15 protein-coding genes are annotated in these 16,849 nt (G+C 58.5%); 2 read left to right on the top strand and 13 right to left on the bottom strand.

The window, feature by feature from the left end; genetic code table 11:
- Positions 1-7 precede the first annotated feature (7 nt).
- From fabD to yceD, 5 genes are read right to left on the bottom strand one after another with little or no spacing between them, the layout of a single operon-like run.
- Entirely contained in the window at positions 8-940 is a 933-nt protein-coding gene (gene fabD, locus AB1748_RS08710; RefSeq protein WP_111138646.1) for an ACP S-malonyltransferase, read from the bottom strand.
- Between the two features lie 16 nt (positions 941-956).
- Positions 957-1,910 carry a beta-ketoacyl-ACP synthase III gene (locus tag AB1748_RS08705; protein ID WP_098050954.1) on the bottom strand — a complete coding sequence of 318 codons (954 nt, stop codon included), beginning with the start codon at positions 1,908-1,910 and terminating at the stop codon, positions 957-959.
- Positions 1,911-2,951 (bottom strand): phosphate acyltransferase PlsX, encoded by a 1,041-nt coding sequence (gene plsX / locus AB1748_RS08700; RefSeq protein ID WP_367396247.1) that lies wholly within the window; start codon positions 2,949-2,951, stop codon positions 1,911-1,913.
- Positions 2,952-2,976: 25 nt separating this feature from the next.
- The gene (gene rpmF, locus AB1748_RS08695; RefSeq protein WP_003849870.1) at positions 2,977-3,147 is read right to left on the bottom strand and encodes a 50S ribosomal protein L32; all 171 of its coding nucleotides are present in this window, start codon (positions 3,145-3,147) and stop codon (positions 2,977-2,979) included.
- A 14-nt stretch (positions 3,148-3,161) separates the two neighbouring features.
- Positions 3,162-3,683 carry a 23S rRNA accumulation protein YceD gene (gene yceD / locus AB1748_RS08690; protein ID WP_111138644.1) on the bottom strand — a complete coding sequence of 174 codons (522 nt, stop codon included), beginning with the start codon at positions 3,681-3,683 and terminating at the stop codon, positions 3,162-3,164.
- A 140-nt stretch (positions 3,684-3,823) separates the two neighbouring features.
- On the opposite strand from yceD, the gene AB1748_RS08685 reads away from it, so the two are divergent.
- A complete protein-coding gene (locus AB1748_RS08685) occupies positions 3,824-4,411 on the top strand; it encodes a nucleoside triphosphate pyrophosphatase (RefSeq protein WP_111138643.1) in 588 nt (195 codons plus the stop codon).
- 11 nt (positions 4,412-4,422) lie between these two features.
- Here AB1748_RS08685 and rluC read toward each other — a convergent pair whose 3' ends face one another.
- Complete coding sequence (gene rluC, locus AB1748_RS08680; protein WP_367396246.1) at positions 4,423-5,379, bottom strand: 23S rRNA pseudouridine(955/2504/2580) synthase RluC; 957 nt, start codon at positions 5,377-5,379, stop codon at positions 4,423-4,425.
- A gap of 573 nt (positions 5,380-5,952) precedes the next feature.
- Here rluC and rne point away from each other — a divergent pair.
- Positions 5,953-9,375, top strand: a complete 3,423-nt coding sequence (gene rne / locus AB1748_RS08675) for a ribonuclease E (protein ID WP_367396245.1) — start codon at positions 5,953-5,955, stop codon at positions 9,373-9,375.
- Positions 9,376-9,677: 302 nt separating this feature from the next.
- On the opposite strand, the gene flgL is transcribed toward rne, so the two are convergent.
- From flgL to AB1748_RS08640, 7 genes are all read right to left on the bottom strand, one after another.
- Complete coding sequence (gene flgL, locus AB1748_RS08670) at positions 9,678-10,646, bottom strand: flagellar hook-associated protein FlgL (protein WP_367396244.1); 969 nt, start codon at positions 10,644-10,646, stop codon at positions 9,678-9,680.
- Between the two features lie 14 nt (positions 10,647-10,660).
- A complete protein-coding gene (gene flgK, locus AB1748_RS08665; protein ID WP_111138638.1) occupies positions 10,661-12,310 on the bottom strand; it encodes a flagellar hook-associated protein FlgK in 1,650 nt (549 codons plus the stop codon).
- A 123-nt stretch (positions 12,311-12,433) separates the two neighbouring features.
- Positions 12,434-13,393 carry a flagellar assembly peptidoglycan hydrolase FlgJ gene (gene flgJ, locus AB1748_RS08660; RefSeq protein ID WP_111138637.1) on the bottom strand — a complete coding sequence of 320 codons (960 nt, stop codon included), beginning with the start codon at positions 13,391-13,393 and terminating at the stop codon, positions 12,434-12,436.
- On the bottom strand, positions 13,393-14,502 hold the full coding sequence (locus AB1748_RS08655; protein ID WP_111138636.1) for a flagellar basal body P-ring protein FlgI: 1,110 nt from the start codon (positions 14,500-14,502) through the stop codon (positions 13,393-13,395). The genes flgJ and AB1748_RS08655 overlap by 1 nt, the downstream gene beginning before the upstream one ends.
- 9 nt (positions 14,503-14,511) lie before the next feature.
- Positions 14,512-15,222, bottom strand: a complete 711-nt coding sequence (locus AB1748_RS08650) for a flagellar basal body L-ring protein FlgH (RefSeq protein ID WP_111138635.1) — start codon at positions 15,220-15,222, stop codon at positions 14,512-14,514.
- 60 nt (positions 15,223-15,282) lie between these two features.
- Positions 15,283-16,065: a flagellar basal-body rod protein FlgG gene (flgG, locus tag AB1748_RS08645; RefSeq protein ID WP_009090877.1), complete on the bottom strand. Its 783-nt coding sequence runs from the start codon at positions 16,063-16,065 to the stop codon at positions 15,283-15,285.
- A 17-nt stretch (positions 16,066-16,082) separates the two neighbouring features.
- Entirely contained in the window at positions 16,083-16,838 is a 756-nt protein-coding gene (locus AB1748_RS08640) for a flagellar basal body rod protein FlgF (protein ID WP_111138634.1), read from the bottom strand.
- Between the last annotated feature and the right edge of the window lie 11 nt (positions 16,839-16,849).

The following is a 16,849-nucleotide window of genomic DNA, read 5'->3' as shown; positions in this document are numbered from 1 at the left end:
TTTCCTCTTATTCCTTACCGAGTGCCGCTGACAGGGAGGCCGTATCGTTTACGGCAGCCGCGGTCAGACTATCGACAATGCGTTTCGTCAGTCCGGTCAGGACTTTGCCTGGGCCTATCTCCAGCAGCTGCGAGACGCCCTGGGCCGCCATCGCTTCCACGCTTTCGGTCCAGCGAACCGGGCTGTAGAGCTGGCGAACCAGCGCATGACGGATTGCCGCCGCGTCAGTTTCGGCTTTCACATCGACGTTATTGATCACCGGCACCGCAGGCGCATTAAACGTGATGTTTTCCAGCGCCACGGCCAGCTTATCCGCAGCCGGCTTCATCAGTGCGCAGTGAGACGGCACGCTGACCGGCAGTGGCAGAGCACGCTTCGCGCCCGCCGCTTTACAGGCCGCACCGGCACGCTCAACGGCTTCTTTGTTACCCGCGATGACCACCTGACCCGGCGAGTTGAAGTTCACCGGTGAAACGACCTGACCCTGCGCGCTCTCTTCACACGCCTGGCGGATCGCCGCGTCATCCAGGCCGATAATCGCCTGCATTGCGCCCGTGCCTTCCGGCACCGCTTCCTGCATCAGCTTGCCGCGCAGTTCAACCAGCTTCACGGCATCGGCGAAGTTAATCACGCCCGCACAGACCAGCGCCGAATATTCGCCGAGGCTGTGACCGGCCATCAGGCGAGGCTGTTCACCGCCCTGCTGCTGCCAGATCCGGTAGATGGCCACGGACGCGGCTAGCAGCGCAGGCTGCGTCTGCCAGGTTTTGTTCAGCTCTTCGGCCGGACCCTGACTGACTAACTGCCACAGGTCATATCCCAGTGCGTCAGAAGCTTCACGGAAGGTCTCTTCCACCAGCGGATAGCTTGCTGCTAATTCAGTCAGCATGCCCACGGTCTGTGAACCCTGACCGGGAAAAACAAATGCAAATTGCGTCATCTTTCGTTCCTGTCAATCAAAAGCGAACCAGCGCAGAACCCCAGGTGAATCCACCACCAAAGGCTTCCAGCAGAATAAGGTGTCCGGGTTTGATGCGGCCATCGCGCACCGCTTCATCCAGTGCGCTTGGCACTGAGGCGGCAGAGGTGTTGCCGTGACGATCCAGCGTGACGACCACTTTATCCATGGTCATGCCAAGTTTTTTCGCCGTGGCGCTGATGATGCGCAGGTTCGCCTGGTGAGGCACCAGCCAGTCGAGCATTTCACGATCGAGGTTATTGGCCTGCAGCGTTTCATCGACGATGTGCGCCAGTTCGGTCACGGCGACCTTGAAGACTTCATTGCCGGCCATGGTGACATAGGCGGGCTGATCCTGATGAGCTCGGTCCTGATAAGGCAGCGTCAGCAGCTGCGCATAGCGGCCATCCGCATGAAGATGAGTAGAGATGATCCCCTGCTCTTCGCTCTGACCCAGCACAACGGCTCCGGCCCCATCGCCAAACAGGATAATCGTGCCGCGATCTTCCGGATCCAGCGCGCGCGCCAGCACGTCAGCGCCGATCACCAGCGCATGCTTAACCGCGCCATTTTTGATGTATTGATCGGCGACGCTCAGAGCATAGGTGAAACCTGCACAGGCGGCCGCAAGGTCAAACGCCGCGCAATCTTTAATCTCCAGCATTTGCTGGATCATGCAGGCGGAACTGGGGAAAGCATGGCTGGAAGAGGTTGTGGCGACAATGATCAGCCCAACGTCGTTCGCATCGATCCCTGCCATTTCAAGGGCGCGTTGTGCCGCGCTGAATCCCATGGTGGCGACGGTTTCATCTGGCGCGGCAATGCGACGCTCACGGATGCCGGTACGGGTAACAATCCACTCGTCCGACGTCTCCACCATTTTTTCCAGATCGGCATTGGTGCGAACCTGGCTGGGCAGATAACTGCCCGTACCGATAATTTTGGTATACATCTAGGCTTTGTCACTCCTGGCTAATACAGCATCAAGGCGCGCAGCAATTCGCTCGGGAATGTGCTGCCTCACCGCCTGCTCTGCCTGTTCTATCGCCACGGCGAAGGCGTGTTGATTTGCTGCGCCGTGACTCTTGATCACTGTTCCGCGCAATCCTAACAGACAAGCGCCATTGTACTGGTCAGGGTTGAGTTGCCCGAATCGCTTCGCCAGACGTTTCTGAATCCAGCGTCCCAGCAACGTCAGCCACCATGACCGTTTTTTGCCTTCCCCTGATGACTTCAGCAGAGAAAGAAACATTCTTACCACGCCTTCCATCGTCTTCAGCGTGACATTTCCGACAAAACCGTCACAGACCATGACATCCGTTTTGCCGGTGAGCAACTCGTTACCTTCGAGGTAACCAATATAGTTGATCTGCGGTGATTCCCGCAGCATTACCGCGGCATCGCGGATCGTTTCCAGCCCTTTGGTCTCTTCATGACCAATATTGAGCAAGGCCACGCGGGGCCGTGGGATGCCCAGCACATGCTCAGCCATCACCGACCCCATCACCGCAAACTGCACCAGCATCGCACTGTCTGAGCCCACATTCGCACCCAGATCCAGCACCACGGTTTTACCCTGCTGCTGATGCGGTAAAACGGACATCAGCGCCGGACGTTTAATGCCATCCAGCGGCTTTAATAACAGCGTCGACAGCCCCATCAGCGCACCGGTATTTCCGGCGCTGATGCAGGCCGCTGCACGTCCCTCTTTGACCATCTCCAGAGCGACGCGCATCGAACTGCCGCGACTGTTCCGGATGGCCTGAGCGGGCCGCGCATCACTTGCAATAACCGATTCGGCAGGGATAACCTGCAAACGCCCCGTGAGGGAGGAATCCGCTTTGGCAAGCAATGGCATGAGAGTGTCGGGATGTCCGACCAGAAGAAGGAATAGATCCGAATGAGAGGCCAGTGCCTGCAATGCTGCAGGCACTGTCACGCAGGGACCGAAATCCCCGCCCATGGCATCAATCGCCAGGGTCAAACGTGTCAAGGTATCGCCTTGCTAAGCAAGAAACTTACTTAACGATAACCTTGCGACCGCGGTAGTAACCGTCCGCAGTGATGTGGTGACGCAGATGAGTTTCGCCAGAAACTTTATCTACTGACAGAGCAGCAGTGGTCAGCGCATCGTGCGAACGACGCATACCACGCTTAGAACGGGTGGGTTTATTCTGTTGTACGGCCATGGACCTTACTCCTATTACTTACGCTTTAAACTGGCTAATACGGCAAATGGATTTGGTTTCTCCGCCTCTGCAGGCAGTTTGCCAAAGACCATGTCCGCCTCGGACACTTCACAGTGTTCAGAATCGTGCACCGGAACGACCGGCAGCGCGAGAATCAGTTCATCCTCAACAACCGCCAGCAGATCGATCTCACCAAACTCATTAACATCGACCGGCTCGTACGCTTCCGGCAATGCCTCGGCCTGCTCTTCAGAAGAGACAGGGCTGAAGCAATAACTTACTTTTACGTGATGGGGAAAGGTCTGGTTGCAGCGCTGGCAGCGCAACGTCACATTGACTTCAGCAGTACCCGTCAGTACCGCCAGACGCTGGCTGTCAACCGCAAACGACATGGCACAATCCACATCACTGTCCACACTAACGACCGACTCGGCCACACGCTCCACCTGTACAGATGTGTAGACACCCTGATAATCAAGGCGCTTCTGAGCGGTGCGGACAGGGTCCAGCGTTAGGGGTAATTTTACCTTTTGCATAGGGCGCGCATATTAACTTTGTAATGTCATAGAGTCAAAGAAAAAGGCCGTTAAACAGCATCTTTCAACCACTATTCGCATCCAGTGCGGCGCACAGTTTAAAATGACTGTCACCAATTCGCTATCACTATTGAAAAAAAATGACACCATCAATTCTTTTAGCTTCCACCTCTCCCTTCCGGCAGGCATTGCTGCATAAGCTGGGGCTGCCTTTTATCACGGCCGCGCCAGAGGTGGATGAGTCGCCTCGTCCCGCGGAAAGCGCAGAGGCGCTGGTGACACGACTTGCCGTAGCGAAAGCGCAGGCACTGGCCGGAAGCCATCCCGACCACTGGATCATCGGCTCCGATCAGGTCTGCGTGCTGGAGGGGGCGATCACCGGCAAGCCGCATACCGCAGAGAATGCCCGGGCACAGCTGCGTGCCGCCAGCGGCAAGGCGATTACCTTCTATACCGGGCTGGCCCTTTTTCATCCGGCCAGCGGCAGGCTGCTGCAGTGCTGTGAACCTTTTGTGGTCCATTTCCGCACGCTGACCGACGCGGAAATCGCAGGCTATGTGGAAAAGGAGCAGCCGCTGCAGTGCGCGGGCAGCTTTAAAAGCGAGGGGCTGGGGATTTGTCTGTTTGACCGGCTGGAGGGACGCGATCCCAATACGCTGGTCGGACTGCCGCTGATGGCGCTCAGCGCGATGTTGCAGCAGGCCGGCATCAACCCGTTAACGGCGTGATGCCAGCGCGATTACGCTTTCCGCTGGCGCAGCTTCTGCAGGCACAGCTTCAGGCCCTCATCCAGTGGCGCTTCTACCCGCATCACTTCTCCCGTGCCGGGATGGGTAAAGGTCAGCGCCGCCGCATGCAGGAACAGGCGCGTTAAGCCGGTTGACGCCAGCTGGCTGTCGAACTCGCGTTCGCCATAGCGATCGTCAAAGGCAATCGGATGCCCGGCGTGCAGCGTATGCACACGGATCTGATGCGTGCGCCCCGTCACCGGGCTTGCCTTAACCAGCGTGGCGAAGTCGAACCGCTCTTCCACTTTAAAGCGGGTTTCCGAGGGCTTGCCTTCACTGCTGACGCGCACCACGCGCTCGCCGCTCTGCAGAATGTTTTTCAGCAGCGGCGCCTGCACCACCTTGAGGTGTGACGGCCAGTTACCGCGCACCAGCGCCAGATAATCTTTCTGCATCCCTTTTTCCCGCAGCTGCTCATGCAGGGAACGCAGCGCCGACCGCTTTTTGGCGACCAGCAGAATACCGGAGGTATCCCGGTCCAGGCGATGCACCAGCTCCAGGAAACGCGCGTCAGGCCGTAATGCGCGCAGCCCTTCGATGACGCCGAAGGTCAGCCCGCTGCCGCCGTGGACAGCGGTGCCGGAAGGCTTGTTCATCACCAGCAGTGACTCATCCTCATAGAGGATCGCCTCTGCCAGCGACGCGACCTTCGCCAGTTTAGGGGAAACAGCGTCTTCATCGCGTTCCGCCACCCGAACCGGCGGAATGCGCACCTCGTCGCCCTCCTCCAGTTTGTACTCAGGCTTAATGCGCTTTTTATTCACCCGCACCTCGCCTTTGCGAACGATGCGATAAATCATGCTTTTAGGCACACCCTTAAGCTGGGTGCGCAAAAAGTTATCAATGCGTTGTCCGGCATTTTCAGCCGTGATGGCGACAAACTGTACGCCGGGATTCTCTGTTTTCATGGCGGCGATTCTAAATAGTGTCCCCTGATAGCGCCACCCCTTTTTCTGTGCTTAACTCTGGGGTTGATGTGACGGCAGGCGGCTTCTCTGCTGGCTTTTTCAGCAATGCGCTGCTTTGTCCGACACATTAGCGCGTTAAATGTAAAGAAACTTCACAAGCTGGCTAAAGTCGCCTTGCTATATGAAGGTTAGCAATGGAATAATGCTTGAGTTTCTTACCTGAAGCATTTCAGGGCAGAAAAAGAGCGAAATTGTCATTTTGCCGGATTGAGCAGACACGCAGCAATGGCGTAAGACGTAATGCGAAATCAGGCACTTAGCGGGCTGCGGGTTGCGGCCTGGACAACAGGTTGGGATGCACGGGTTTTCTTTATTCTCTCAGGCATTTCCCCTATCTGGTGCTGTTTTCCCTTATGAAAAACAGGCCACCGACGTTATTTGCGCCCCTCGCGCGGTCGACAGCCGTGAGGCAGACGACACTGCACTAAGTCACGGGGCCATCGGTTGATACTCGTCCAGGGTAACTATGCCCGCAGCTGTAATCACTCATGAAAGAATAACGAGTAAGTCACGATGAAAAGAATGTTAATAAACGCAACTCAGCAGGAGGAGTTGCGCGTTGCACTGGTTGACGGTCAGCGCCTGTACGATCTGGATATCGAAAGTCCCGGACACGAACAGAAAAAAGCCAACATTTACAAAGGTAAAATCACTCGCATTGAACCCAGTCTTGAAGCTGCGTTTGTCGATTACGGCGCAGAGCGTCACGGTTTCCTCCCGTTAAAAGAAATTTCCCGCGAATATTTCCCTGCCAGCTACAACGCACATGGTCGTCCTAATATTAAAGATGTGCTGCGTGAAGGTCAGGAAGTCATTGTTCAGATCGACAAAGAAGAGCGCGGCAACAAAGGCGCTGCGCTGACCACCTTTATCTCGCTGGCAGGCAGCTACCTGGTGCTGATGCCGAATAACCCGCGCGCGGGTGGCATTTCCCGTCGCATCGAAGGCGACGACCGCACCGAACTGAAAGAGGCGCTGTCGGCGCTGGAGCTGCCGGAAGGCATGGGTCTGATTGTCCGTACAGCGGGCGTCGGTAAATCTGCCGAATCGCTGCAGTGGGACTTAAGTTTCCGTCTCAAGCACTGGGACGCGATCAAGAAAGCCGCTGAAAACCGCCCTGCACCTTTCCTGATCCATCAGGAAAGTAACGTGATTGTGCGCGCCTTCCGCGACTATCTGCGTCAGGATATCGGCGAAATCCTCATCGATAACCCGAAAGTGCTGGAGCTGGCGCGTCAGCATATCGCTGCGCTCGGCCGCCCGGACTTCAGCAGCAAAATCAAGCTCTACACCGGTGAGATCCCGCTGTTCAGCCACTATCAGATCGAATCGCAGATCGAATCCGCTTTCCAGCGCGAAGTCCGTCTGCCTTCCGGCGGCTCGATTGTCATCGACAGCACCGAAGCGCTGACCGCCATCGATATCAACTCCGCTCGCGCCACACGCGGCGGCGATATCGAAGAGACCGCGTTCAACACCAACCTGGAAGCGGCCGACGAGATTGCGCGCCAGTTGCGTCTGCGTGACCTGGGCGGCCTGATCGTTATCGACTTTATCGATATGACCCCGGTTCGCCATCAGCGCGCCGTTGAAAACCGTCTGCGTGAGGCCGTCCGTCAGGATCGCGCCCGTATCCAGATCAGTCATATTTCCCGCTTCGGCCTGCTGGAGATGTCCCGTCAGCGTCTGAGCCCGTCATTAGGCGAATCCAGTCATCACGTCTGCCCTCGCTGTAGCGGCACCGGCACCATCCGTGATAACGAGTCACTGGCGCTGTCGATTCTGCGTCTGATTGAAGAAGAAGCGCTGAAAGACAACACCAAAGAAGTGCACGCGATCGTGCCGGTTCAGGTCGCCTCTTACCTGCTGAACGAGAAACGTGAAGCGGTCAACGCCATCGAGAAACGCCAGGGTGGCGTGCGCGCGGTCATCGTACCGGATGACAAGATGCAGACCCCGCACTACTCCGTACTGCGTGTGCGCAAAGGCGAAGAGACGCAGACCCTGAGCTATCACCTGCCGAAGCTGCACGAAGCGGAAATGGCGATGCCATCCGACGAGGAGCACGCTGAGCGTCGTCGTCCTGAGCAGCCGGCTCTGGCCGCCTTCGTCATGCCTGACGCCCCGCCGGCGCCGGTCGAGGTCGCGCCTGAAGCGAAGCAGGCGAAAACGCAGTCTGCTGCCAAAACCACGCCGGAAGTGGCCGCACCGGCTGCCGTCAGCACCGGTTTCTTCGGTCGTCTGATTGGCGGTCTGAAGAAGATGTTTGCGGGCGAAGAAGCGCCAGCTGCCGCACCTGTGGCGACTGAGGTTGCGGAACCGCAGAAGGCGGCTGAAAGTGAGCAGCAGCAGAACAACAGCCGTGGCGAGCGCCGCAGTAACAATAATAACAACCGTCGTAACAACAATCGTCGCGAGCGCACACCGCGCAACGGCGACAACACGCAGTCGCGTGAAGGCCGTGAACCGCGCGAAAGCCGCGAGCCGCGTGAACCGCGCGAGAGCCGTGAACCGCGTGAAAGCCGCGAACCGCGCGATGGCAACGACAACCGTCGTAACAAGCGTCAGTCTCAGTCTGCCGAGACCCGTGAAGAGCGTCCGGCGCTGAGCGAAGAAGCGCGTCAGCAGCGTGATGAGCAGCAACAGCAGCGTCGTGAGCAGCGTGCTGAGCGTCAGCGTCGTCGTCAGGAAGAGAAACGTGCCGGTGAAGAGGCCGCCAAAGCGGCGGAGCAGTCCGCCGTCGTGGCTGAGTCTCAGGAGGTCGGCGAGGCACAGGATGACGAGCGCGTGCAGGTTATGCCGCGTCGTAAGCCGCGTCAGCTTAACCAGAAAGTGCGTGTGGATGACAATCGTCAACCTGTGACTGCCTCAGCGGCTGCACAGCCCGCTGAGGCGCGTCAGCCGCAGCAGAGCGACGTTTCTCAGCCTGAGCTGCCAGCACAGCAGAACGATGAGCAGGATGATAACGACAACCGTGACAGCGCCAATATGCCGCGCCGTTCACGCCGTTCGCCGCGTCATCTGCGCGTCAGCGGACAGCGTCGTCGTCGTTACCGTGATGAGCGTTACCCGACGCAGTCAGCGATGCCGCTGGCCGCTGCGGCCGCCTCACCTGAGATGGCATCCGGTAAAGTCTGGGTTCGCTATCCGGTAAGCCAGGCCAGCGATGAGCAGGTTCAGAACGCAGCGCCAGAAACCCCGGCGTACCACCGTGGAGAGCCAGCAGAGGTCGCTGCAGCCCCGGTTGCCGCCGCTGTCGACGCCGTTGCGCAGGATGCACCTGTTCAGCAGGCTGAGCCACAGGCAGAAACGCCAGTGCCGGTTGTGAACACTGACGACACCCGCGCTATCGACGCGCCGGTTGATGAGCAGCCTTCTGTGGTTCCGGCCGCCGAAGAGGCGAAAGCGGAAGCCGTTGCGGCCGAAGCCGTGCCGGCTGAACCTGTCGCTGAAGCGTCACCGGTTGCAAAACCTGCCGCTGAAACCGCAGAGGTGTCTGAACCCGCAGACGCTGCACCGGCTGAACCCGCAGACGCTGCCGTGCCAGCAAAAGTGGAAGAGCAGACCGCCAGCGATGTCAGCGACGCTATCACCACAGAAGTCGAGGAAGTGCTGAATGCTCCGGTCGCCGCAGAAGCAGAATCTGCCCCTGTCAGCGAGCCGCATGCACCGGTAGCCGCCCGCGATGTCGCCCCGGCTGCGCCGGTTGTCGTGACCGAACAGCCAGCACCCGCTGCGGAGGCGCCAGCGAATGATGGCACCCGCTGGAAGCACTTCGCATCGGCACCGATGACCAAAGCGCCTGCGCCAGCCTGGCAGTCCGAGCCTGCGCGGCACAGTGACTGGGTGCGTGCCCCGTACCAGTTCGACGGTCGTGGTTCTGCGGGCGGTCACAGCGCCACCCATCAGGCCACCGCGCCGGCTACCAAGCCGTAACGCAGACGCCGTTGTAAACACAACCCCGGCCTGATTCGCCGGGGTTTTTTTATGGTTGTGGATCTGCTTAATGCTGCGTGACATACACCGGTTTCCGGGCCGCATACTGAAGTCTGATGGCGCTGACGGGGCCGCTCGTCAGGTCTGGCTTTCCGGCCGACGGATTCCGGCTGAGGTTCTCCCTGCGACAGCGCCCCTTCACGGGCTGAACGCCAGGCAAAAAAAACCCCACGCGCCTTTACCAGGCGGGTGGGGAAAAGTAAGCGCATCCGGTTAAAGTACGCTCAAATTTTCAGGTCAGATTACGAATTCATCTTAAACAGCGACATCTTCGACATGTCGGTAAAGGTCTTATAAGAGGCCTGCAGCGCGGTCTGCTGCATGGTGTAGCTGGAGGCTGCCTCGGTGTAATCGACGTTAACCAGATCGCTCATCTGCGAGTTATAGATCACGCTGCGGTCATCGCCCTGGGGATTCAGGGTATCGGTGATCTCTGACAGCTGGATACCGATTTCAGAACGCACGGCTAAGACATTGTTCAGCGAATTGCCCAGACCCCGGTTGGTTTTATCCATCGCCGCCTGGAACGTCTGTTTAGTCGCGGCATCCGCATTATCCTGCGGGACTTTCAGCGCAGCGATGGCGCTATCCAGCATCTTAAACAGGTTGGTTTCGCTGGCGCTGCCATCCGGCTCTTTTTTGGCATTGCTTGTAATCGACATAAAGATAGCATCGCCGGTGTGTGCCACCGTCATGGTCCGGCTGGTGTCAACCTTCTGGGTAATCGCCTCGGTGCCACCGGTGTAAGCGACACCCGTGCCCGCCGTATCCGCGAATGGCGCGCTGTCCGTCTTATAGCCAGCAAAGATGTAACGGCCGTTGGCATCTTTACTGTTAGCCTGGTTCAGCAACTGCGCACGGATCCCCTCCAGCTGGGTCGCGATCGATCCCCGGTCATCGTCACTCAGCGTGCCGGTGGAACCGTTAACGATCAGCGTCTGCGCATTCTGGATACTCTCAGTGACACCTTTCAGCGCATTCTCTTCCAGTGACAGACCCTGCTCAGCAAAGGTACGCGCCAGCGCATACTGTTTTCCCTGCTGCTGCGTCTGCGACAACGCGACCGCGCGCGAGGCGGCAATCGGGTCGTCCGAGGGGTTGGTGACGCGGCGACCGCTGGAGAGCTGTTCGCCGACTTTAAGCCAGGAGGCCTGCGAGTCGGTAATCCCGCGCACCTGCTGGTCAAAAATCATATTTGTACTGATTCGCATGTTATCTCCTGCCCTTAGCGAATATTGATCAATGCGTTAAACACGGTGCTGGCCGTCTGCAGCACTTGCGCATTAGCCATGTAATATTGCTGATATCTGGTCAGGTTGGCGTACTCCTCGTCGAGGTTGACACCAGAGACTGACTGCTGGCGCTCGGTCAGCTGGCTGACCACGCTTTTCTGGGTGGTGCTGGTGGTTTCCAGCGAACTGGTTTTGTTACCCACGGTGCTGACGATGCTGGCGTAAGCCTGCGACAGCGTGGCGTTGCCACCGACCAGCTTCACGTCCTGCAGGTTCAGCAGTTTCTGCGCGTTGCGGTTATCGCTCTCTCCGCCGACGGCAGCCGCCGCCGCGACCTGAGATTCGCTGGTAATCGCCACTGACATATCGTTGATCACGTTCTGCACCGGCTTCACCAGGAAACTGTCTTTCGCGGCAGGCGCAGGCGAGGCGCCGACTGTCAGCTTCAGACCGTCGAAGCTCAGCGTAGTGTTGCCGCTGGCATCGGTTCCCTTTGTCAGCGTCACGGCCGTGCCGTCTGCCGCGCGGGTGGCGCTCCAGTTTGTGCCGTCATAGCTGACGGTGTAGTTGGACGCTTTCAGCGCGCTGGTGTCGGTCCACTCGGCGGTAACGGACGCGCCAGTGCTGTTTTTGCTGTTACTGACGACCAGCGGGCTGCCAATCTTAAAGAAATCGACGCCCTGATTGCCCTGGCTGTCGAAGCCCTGCTTGTGAACATCATTGAAGCTGGTGGTAAAGGCGGCGGCTAACTGTCCCAGCTGATTCTGAGCCAGATCCAGATCCTGCGACCGGAATGACAGCAGACCGCCCAGCGAACCGGTGGTGATCAGTTTTTCCGGGATCTCAACGTTGCCCGCCTGCTTATCGACATAGCCAAGGGTCGTCCGGGTCGGATCGCTGCTGGAGGTCATCGCCACCAGATCGTTCGATTTATAGCCGTTGACCAGCGTCAGGCCGTTCGCCATCGAGACGGTGTAGTTCCCCTCCTGCTCAGAGACGTTAACGCCCACCATCTTGTTCAGGTCACTGACGAGCTGATCGCGTTTATCCAGCAGATCATTGGGCGTTGCGCCGTTTCCGGTGGTCAGTTTGCCAATCTGCTTGTTGAGATCGGCAATCTGGCTGGTCAGGGTATTCACCTGTTTGACGTCTGAACTGATATCCGCATTGACGCTGTTCTGCATGTTATTCAGATACTGCGCCGTGCTCTGGAACTGGCTGACCAGTCCCTGCGCATTGCTGAGCATCGACTGACGTGCTGAGGGATCGTTGGCGTTGCTGACCACGTTCTGCAGGTTGGTGAAAAAGCCCTGCAGCGAGGTCGACAGGCTGGTAGTGGAAGTCGACAGCAGGTCGTCAATGTTTGAAATCTGGCTGTGCTGGGTATCCACTGCACTGTAGTTCGCGCTGGCACCGCGCAGCTGCGTGGCGATAAACGCGTCATATTCCCGCTGTACCCCGGTCACGTTGACACCGTTACCGTAATAGCTATTGCCCTGCAGCGTGCTGCTGGCCTGCGCTAACAGCGTAGTCTGACGCGAATAGCCCGCCACGGTGTAGTTGCTAATGTTGCTACTGGTGGTGCTCAGGGCGGCCTGCGCGGCACTCAGTCCGCTCATGGCGGAGTTAATTATGCTGGACATCTCGGTTCCTTACGTTCCCCGTCAACCGGGCTGGCAAACATCAAAGTGGGCGCCAGCAGGCGAAAACGCATCTGGCTATAGGCCTGTTATCGGCTTGCTTAAGTGAAACTTGAGGCTCAATGATCAGAACAGATCGCCCACATCCTGGGTGTAGGCTTTAACGACCTTTTCACCCATGCTTTTGAATTGCTGAATCATTCCCACCAGCTTTTGCGCATATTTCGGATCGGTGGCATAGCCTGCCGCCTGCAGTGCCTGCGCACCCTGCTCTGCGCTGGCGGCGTTCGTTACCGCCGCATAGCGCGGGTTTTTGGTCAGCAGTTTGACGTAGTCGGTCAGCGCCTCAAAATAGGAGTTATAGACCCGGAAGCTGGCGCGGACTTTTTTCGCTTCGCCCTGCTCATATTCGGTGGTCATGATATCCGTCGTCTCCCCTTTCCAGTCACCGCTGGCTTTAATCCCGAACACGTTATAGCTCGGTTTGCCGTCGCGGGTCAGGATCTGGCGCTGTCCCCAGCCCGACTCCAGCGCGGCCTGCGCCAGAATCAGGTGATGAGGGATGCCGCTCTGCTGGCTCGCTGCCTGCGCCGGTTGCATCAGCTGGGCGATAAACTCGCGGCTGTCGCCAGGCAGGCCGGTCGGGGACGCGGCGGGCAGACGCGGCATCGCCTTACGCACAATCTGCTCCAGCTGCTGCGCATGCATCGGTATTGCCCCACTGGTACTGAGGATGAAGCTTTTATCCAGCTTCATCGGCACTGTACCGGCGGTTTCATCCGGGGCAGTGGCGGGCTGCATCTGTTTGACGATGGTTTCCGCCAGGCCAAGACCGCGCTTCCCCATCTCCTGGGCAATCTGCTGGTCATACATTGAGGTAAAGAGTTTGGTCTGTTCGTTGCTCATAATCCCGTCCTGCGGCAACGCTTCACGCATACTCTTCAGCATCATCTGTACAAACATCCCTTCGACCTGACGCGCCACCTGCAACGCATGGCCTTTCGGATCGTTGCTGGCCTGGTGTTTCAGTTCATTCAGGGAGCGGCTGTCGTAAGCCGCACTCATTACAGATTGCATATCAGCCATCAGATAATTTCCAGTTTGGCACGCAGACAGCCGGCACTCTGCATCGACTGCAGAATCGACATCAGTTCGATAGGCGATGCACCCAGTGCGTTCAGCGCACGTACCACGTTGTTCAGGCTGGCGCTGGCATTGACACGCTGCAGCGCACCACCGGACTGGCGCAGATCGATCTGGGTCTGCGTGGTCGCCACCGTCTGTCCACCGGCCAGCGGCGTGTCAGGCTGGCTGACGTTCTGCTGCTGATTGACCGTGACCGACAGGTTGCCCTGCGCCACCGCACACTGATTCAGCGTCACTTCGCGGTTCATCACCACCGAGCCGGTGCGTGAGTTGATGATCACTTTCGCATCCTCAACCGGAATCGAGACGTTGATGTTCTGGATATCAGCCAGCAGGCGCACCTGCGCGCCATTGTTCGGCGACACGCGGATCTGAACGGTACGGGCATCCAGCGGCTGCGCCGAGCCATAACCGCCGCGCGCGTTAATCGCATCAGCAATACGCTGCGCCATCGAAAAATCTTCGTTGTTCAGCTGCAGGTTGATGGTGTTCTGCGAGCCAAAGTTGCTCTGCAGTTCACGTTCAACGGTCGCCCCGCCCGTGATACGGCCACCGTTAAGCTGGTTTACCTGAACGCTGCTGCCGCCTGCGGAGGCGCCCGCACCACCGACCAGGATGTTGCCCTGCGCCAGGGCGTAAACCTGGTTATCGACCCCTTTCAGCGGCGTCATTAACAGCGTGCCGCCGCGCAGGCTCTTGGCGTTACCCAGCGATGAGACCACCACGTCCAGATTCTGACCCTGACGGGCAAACGCAGGCAGTTTTGCCGTCACCATGACTGCGGCCACGTTCTTCAGCTGCATGTTGGTTCCGGCCGGTACGGTGATCCCCAGCTGTGACAGCATGTTGCTCACGGTCTGAGTAGTAAAAGGTGTCTGAGTCGTCTGGTCACCGGTGCCATCGAGGCCCACCACCAGGCCATAGCCCAGCAGCTGGTTATCACGTACGCCCTGTACCGTGGTGAGATCGCGAATCAAATCGGCCCTGGCCAGCAGGCTGACACTCAGGAGCAGCGCCAGCCCGGCGCGTAACAGCGTTAACTTTTTCATTGAAGCCTCTTACATCGGAGAGATGTTCAGGAAGAAGCGCTGCAACCAGCCCATGGTCTGCGCCTCATTGATATAGCCATTACCGACGTACTCAATACGTGCATCGGCGACCGCGGTAGATAACACAGCGTTGCTGGCGCTGATGGTGCGTGGGTTGACCACGCCCGAGAAGCGGATGAACTCTGTGCCCTGATTAATGGCGATCTGTTTTTCACCGACTACGTGCAGGTTGCCGTTCGACAGCACCTGATCCACGGTGACGGTAATAGTGCCGGTAAAGGTGTTGTTAGCGGATGCGCCGCCTTTACCCGCGAAGTCGTTTTTGCCTTCGGCACTGAGGTTGGCTTTTTCGCCACCTGCCCCTACCAGACCAGCCAGTCCGGTTGGAACGGCGCTCAGGCCAAAGCTGTTTTTGCCATCGCGGCTGGCATTCGCCGACGAGCTTTTGCTGGCGCTGACGTTTTCCTGCAGGGTGATGGTCAGGGTATCGCCAATGTTGCGTGGACGGCGATCTTCAAACAGCGGCTGATAGCCGTAGTTAAGCGGCGCAACGCCCTGAAAAATCGATCCGTTAACCACCGGTGGCGCGGACGGCAGCGGCTGCGCCGTGGTTGCGCCCTCGACCAGCGGGGTCCGCGGGACCAGCGCACATCCGTTAAGAGTTAGCAGCAGTGAGGCGACTAACCAATGTCCAGGCTTGAGAATCTGTTGCTTCGCCACGGTGTCACGACCTTATTCATGTCTCTGTTTCAGGCCAGCAGGCGCTGGCCCTGTTCGGGATTAAATCTGGGTTAATTTCGCCAGCATCTGATCAGAGGTGCTGATCGCCTTGCTGTTGATTTCGTAGGCGCGCTGCGTCTGGATCATGGTGACCAGCTCTTCCGCCACGTTAACGTTCGAAGTTTCGGTGTAGCCCTGATAGAGCAGACCGGCACCGTTCTGGCCTGGCGTGCTGTCAGTCGGCGCACCCGATGCCTGGGTCTCCTTGTAGAGGTTTTCACCCACGCTATCGAGACCGGCATCGTTCATAAAGGTGCTCAGGGTTAACTGACCCACCTGCGCGGCCTGCGCCTGACCCTGCTGGGTCACGCTGACCACACCGTCACGGGAAACCGTGATGCTGGTGGCGTTAGCCGGAATGGTAATGCCGGGCTGCACCGGGAAACCGGAGTTGGTCACCAGCTGGCCGTTCTGATCCACCTGAAACGCGCCGTCACGGGTATAAGCAGAGGTGCCATCCGGCATCTGAATCTGAAAATAGCCCTGGCCGTTAATGGCGATATCTTTTGAGTTACTGGTCTGCGACAGGTTGCCCTGGGTGTGCAGACGCTCTGTGGTCACCGGACGCACACCAGTACCAATCTGCAGGCCGGAAGGCAGCGTCGTCTGTTCAGACGACTGCGTGCCCGGCTGACGCATGGTCTGGTACATCAGATCTTCAAACACGGCACGCGAACGTTTAAAACCGTTGGTGCTGACGTTTGCCAGGTTGTTGGCAATGACGTCCATGTTCATCTGCTGCGCATCAAGACCGGTCTTAGCGATCCATAAAGAACGAATCATGTTGTTATCCTCGCGCCTTAGCTCATGTTCAGGAGCTGGTTGGCTTTTTGTTCATTTTCGTCGACGTTGGTGATGACTTTCATCTGCATCTCAAAACGTCGGGCGTTGGCGATCATATCGACCATGGTTTCCACCGGTTTGACGTTGCTGCCTTCCAGCACGCCCGGCATAACCTGCATGGTGGCGTCCGCCTGCAGGGCCGCGCCGCGGGTGGCCTGCGTTGCGGCCGTCGGCCGGAACATGCCATCATCGCTGCGCTGCAACTCCTGGCCGGTCGCCCGCACCAGTTTGAGCTTGCCCAGCTGAACCGTGGCGTTAGGTGAATCACCGGCATTCAGCCCGGTAATGGAGCCATCTGCCGCGATGGTGATCTCCGTGCCCTGTGGGATCACAATCGGGCCGCCATCGCCCATCACAGGATTGCCCTGAACCGTCAGCGTGCCGTTCGGGCTGATCTGCATATTGCCGTTGCGGGTATAGGCTTCACTGCCGTCTGCGGTACGTACCGCCAGCCAGCCATCCTGCTGCACCGCCACATCCAGCGGACGCTCGGTGTAATCCATCGCGCCCTGGCTCATGTCTGCACCCGGCGTTGAGGCAGCCACCAGCGTACGGGTTGGCAGAGACCAGCCACTCACCGGCACGGCGCGCAGCGCGTTGAGCTGCGCACGAAAGCCGGGTGTTGAGGCGTTGGCGAGGTTGCTGGCGGTCACCGCCTGCTGATCCAGCGTCTGGCTGGCCGCGCCCATCGCGGTATATATCGCGTGATCCATAAGGCAATCCT

The sequence above is a fragment of the Pantoea sp. Ep11b genome, assembly GCF_040783975.1.
Taxonomy (GTDB): domain Bacteria; phylum Pseudomonadota; class Gammaproteobacteria; order Enterobacterales; family Enterobacteriaceae; genus Pantoea.
Note: the sequence above shows the minus strand (reverse complement) of the source record. Positions and strands in the feature narration are given on the sequence as shown.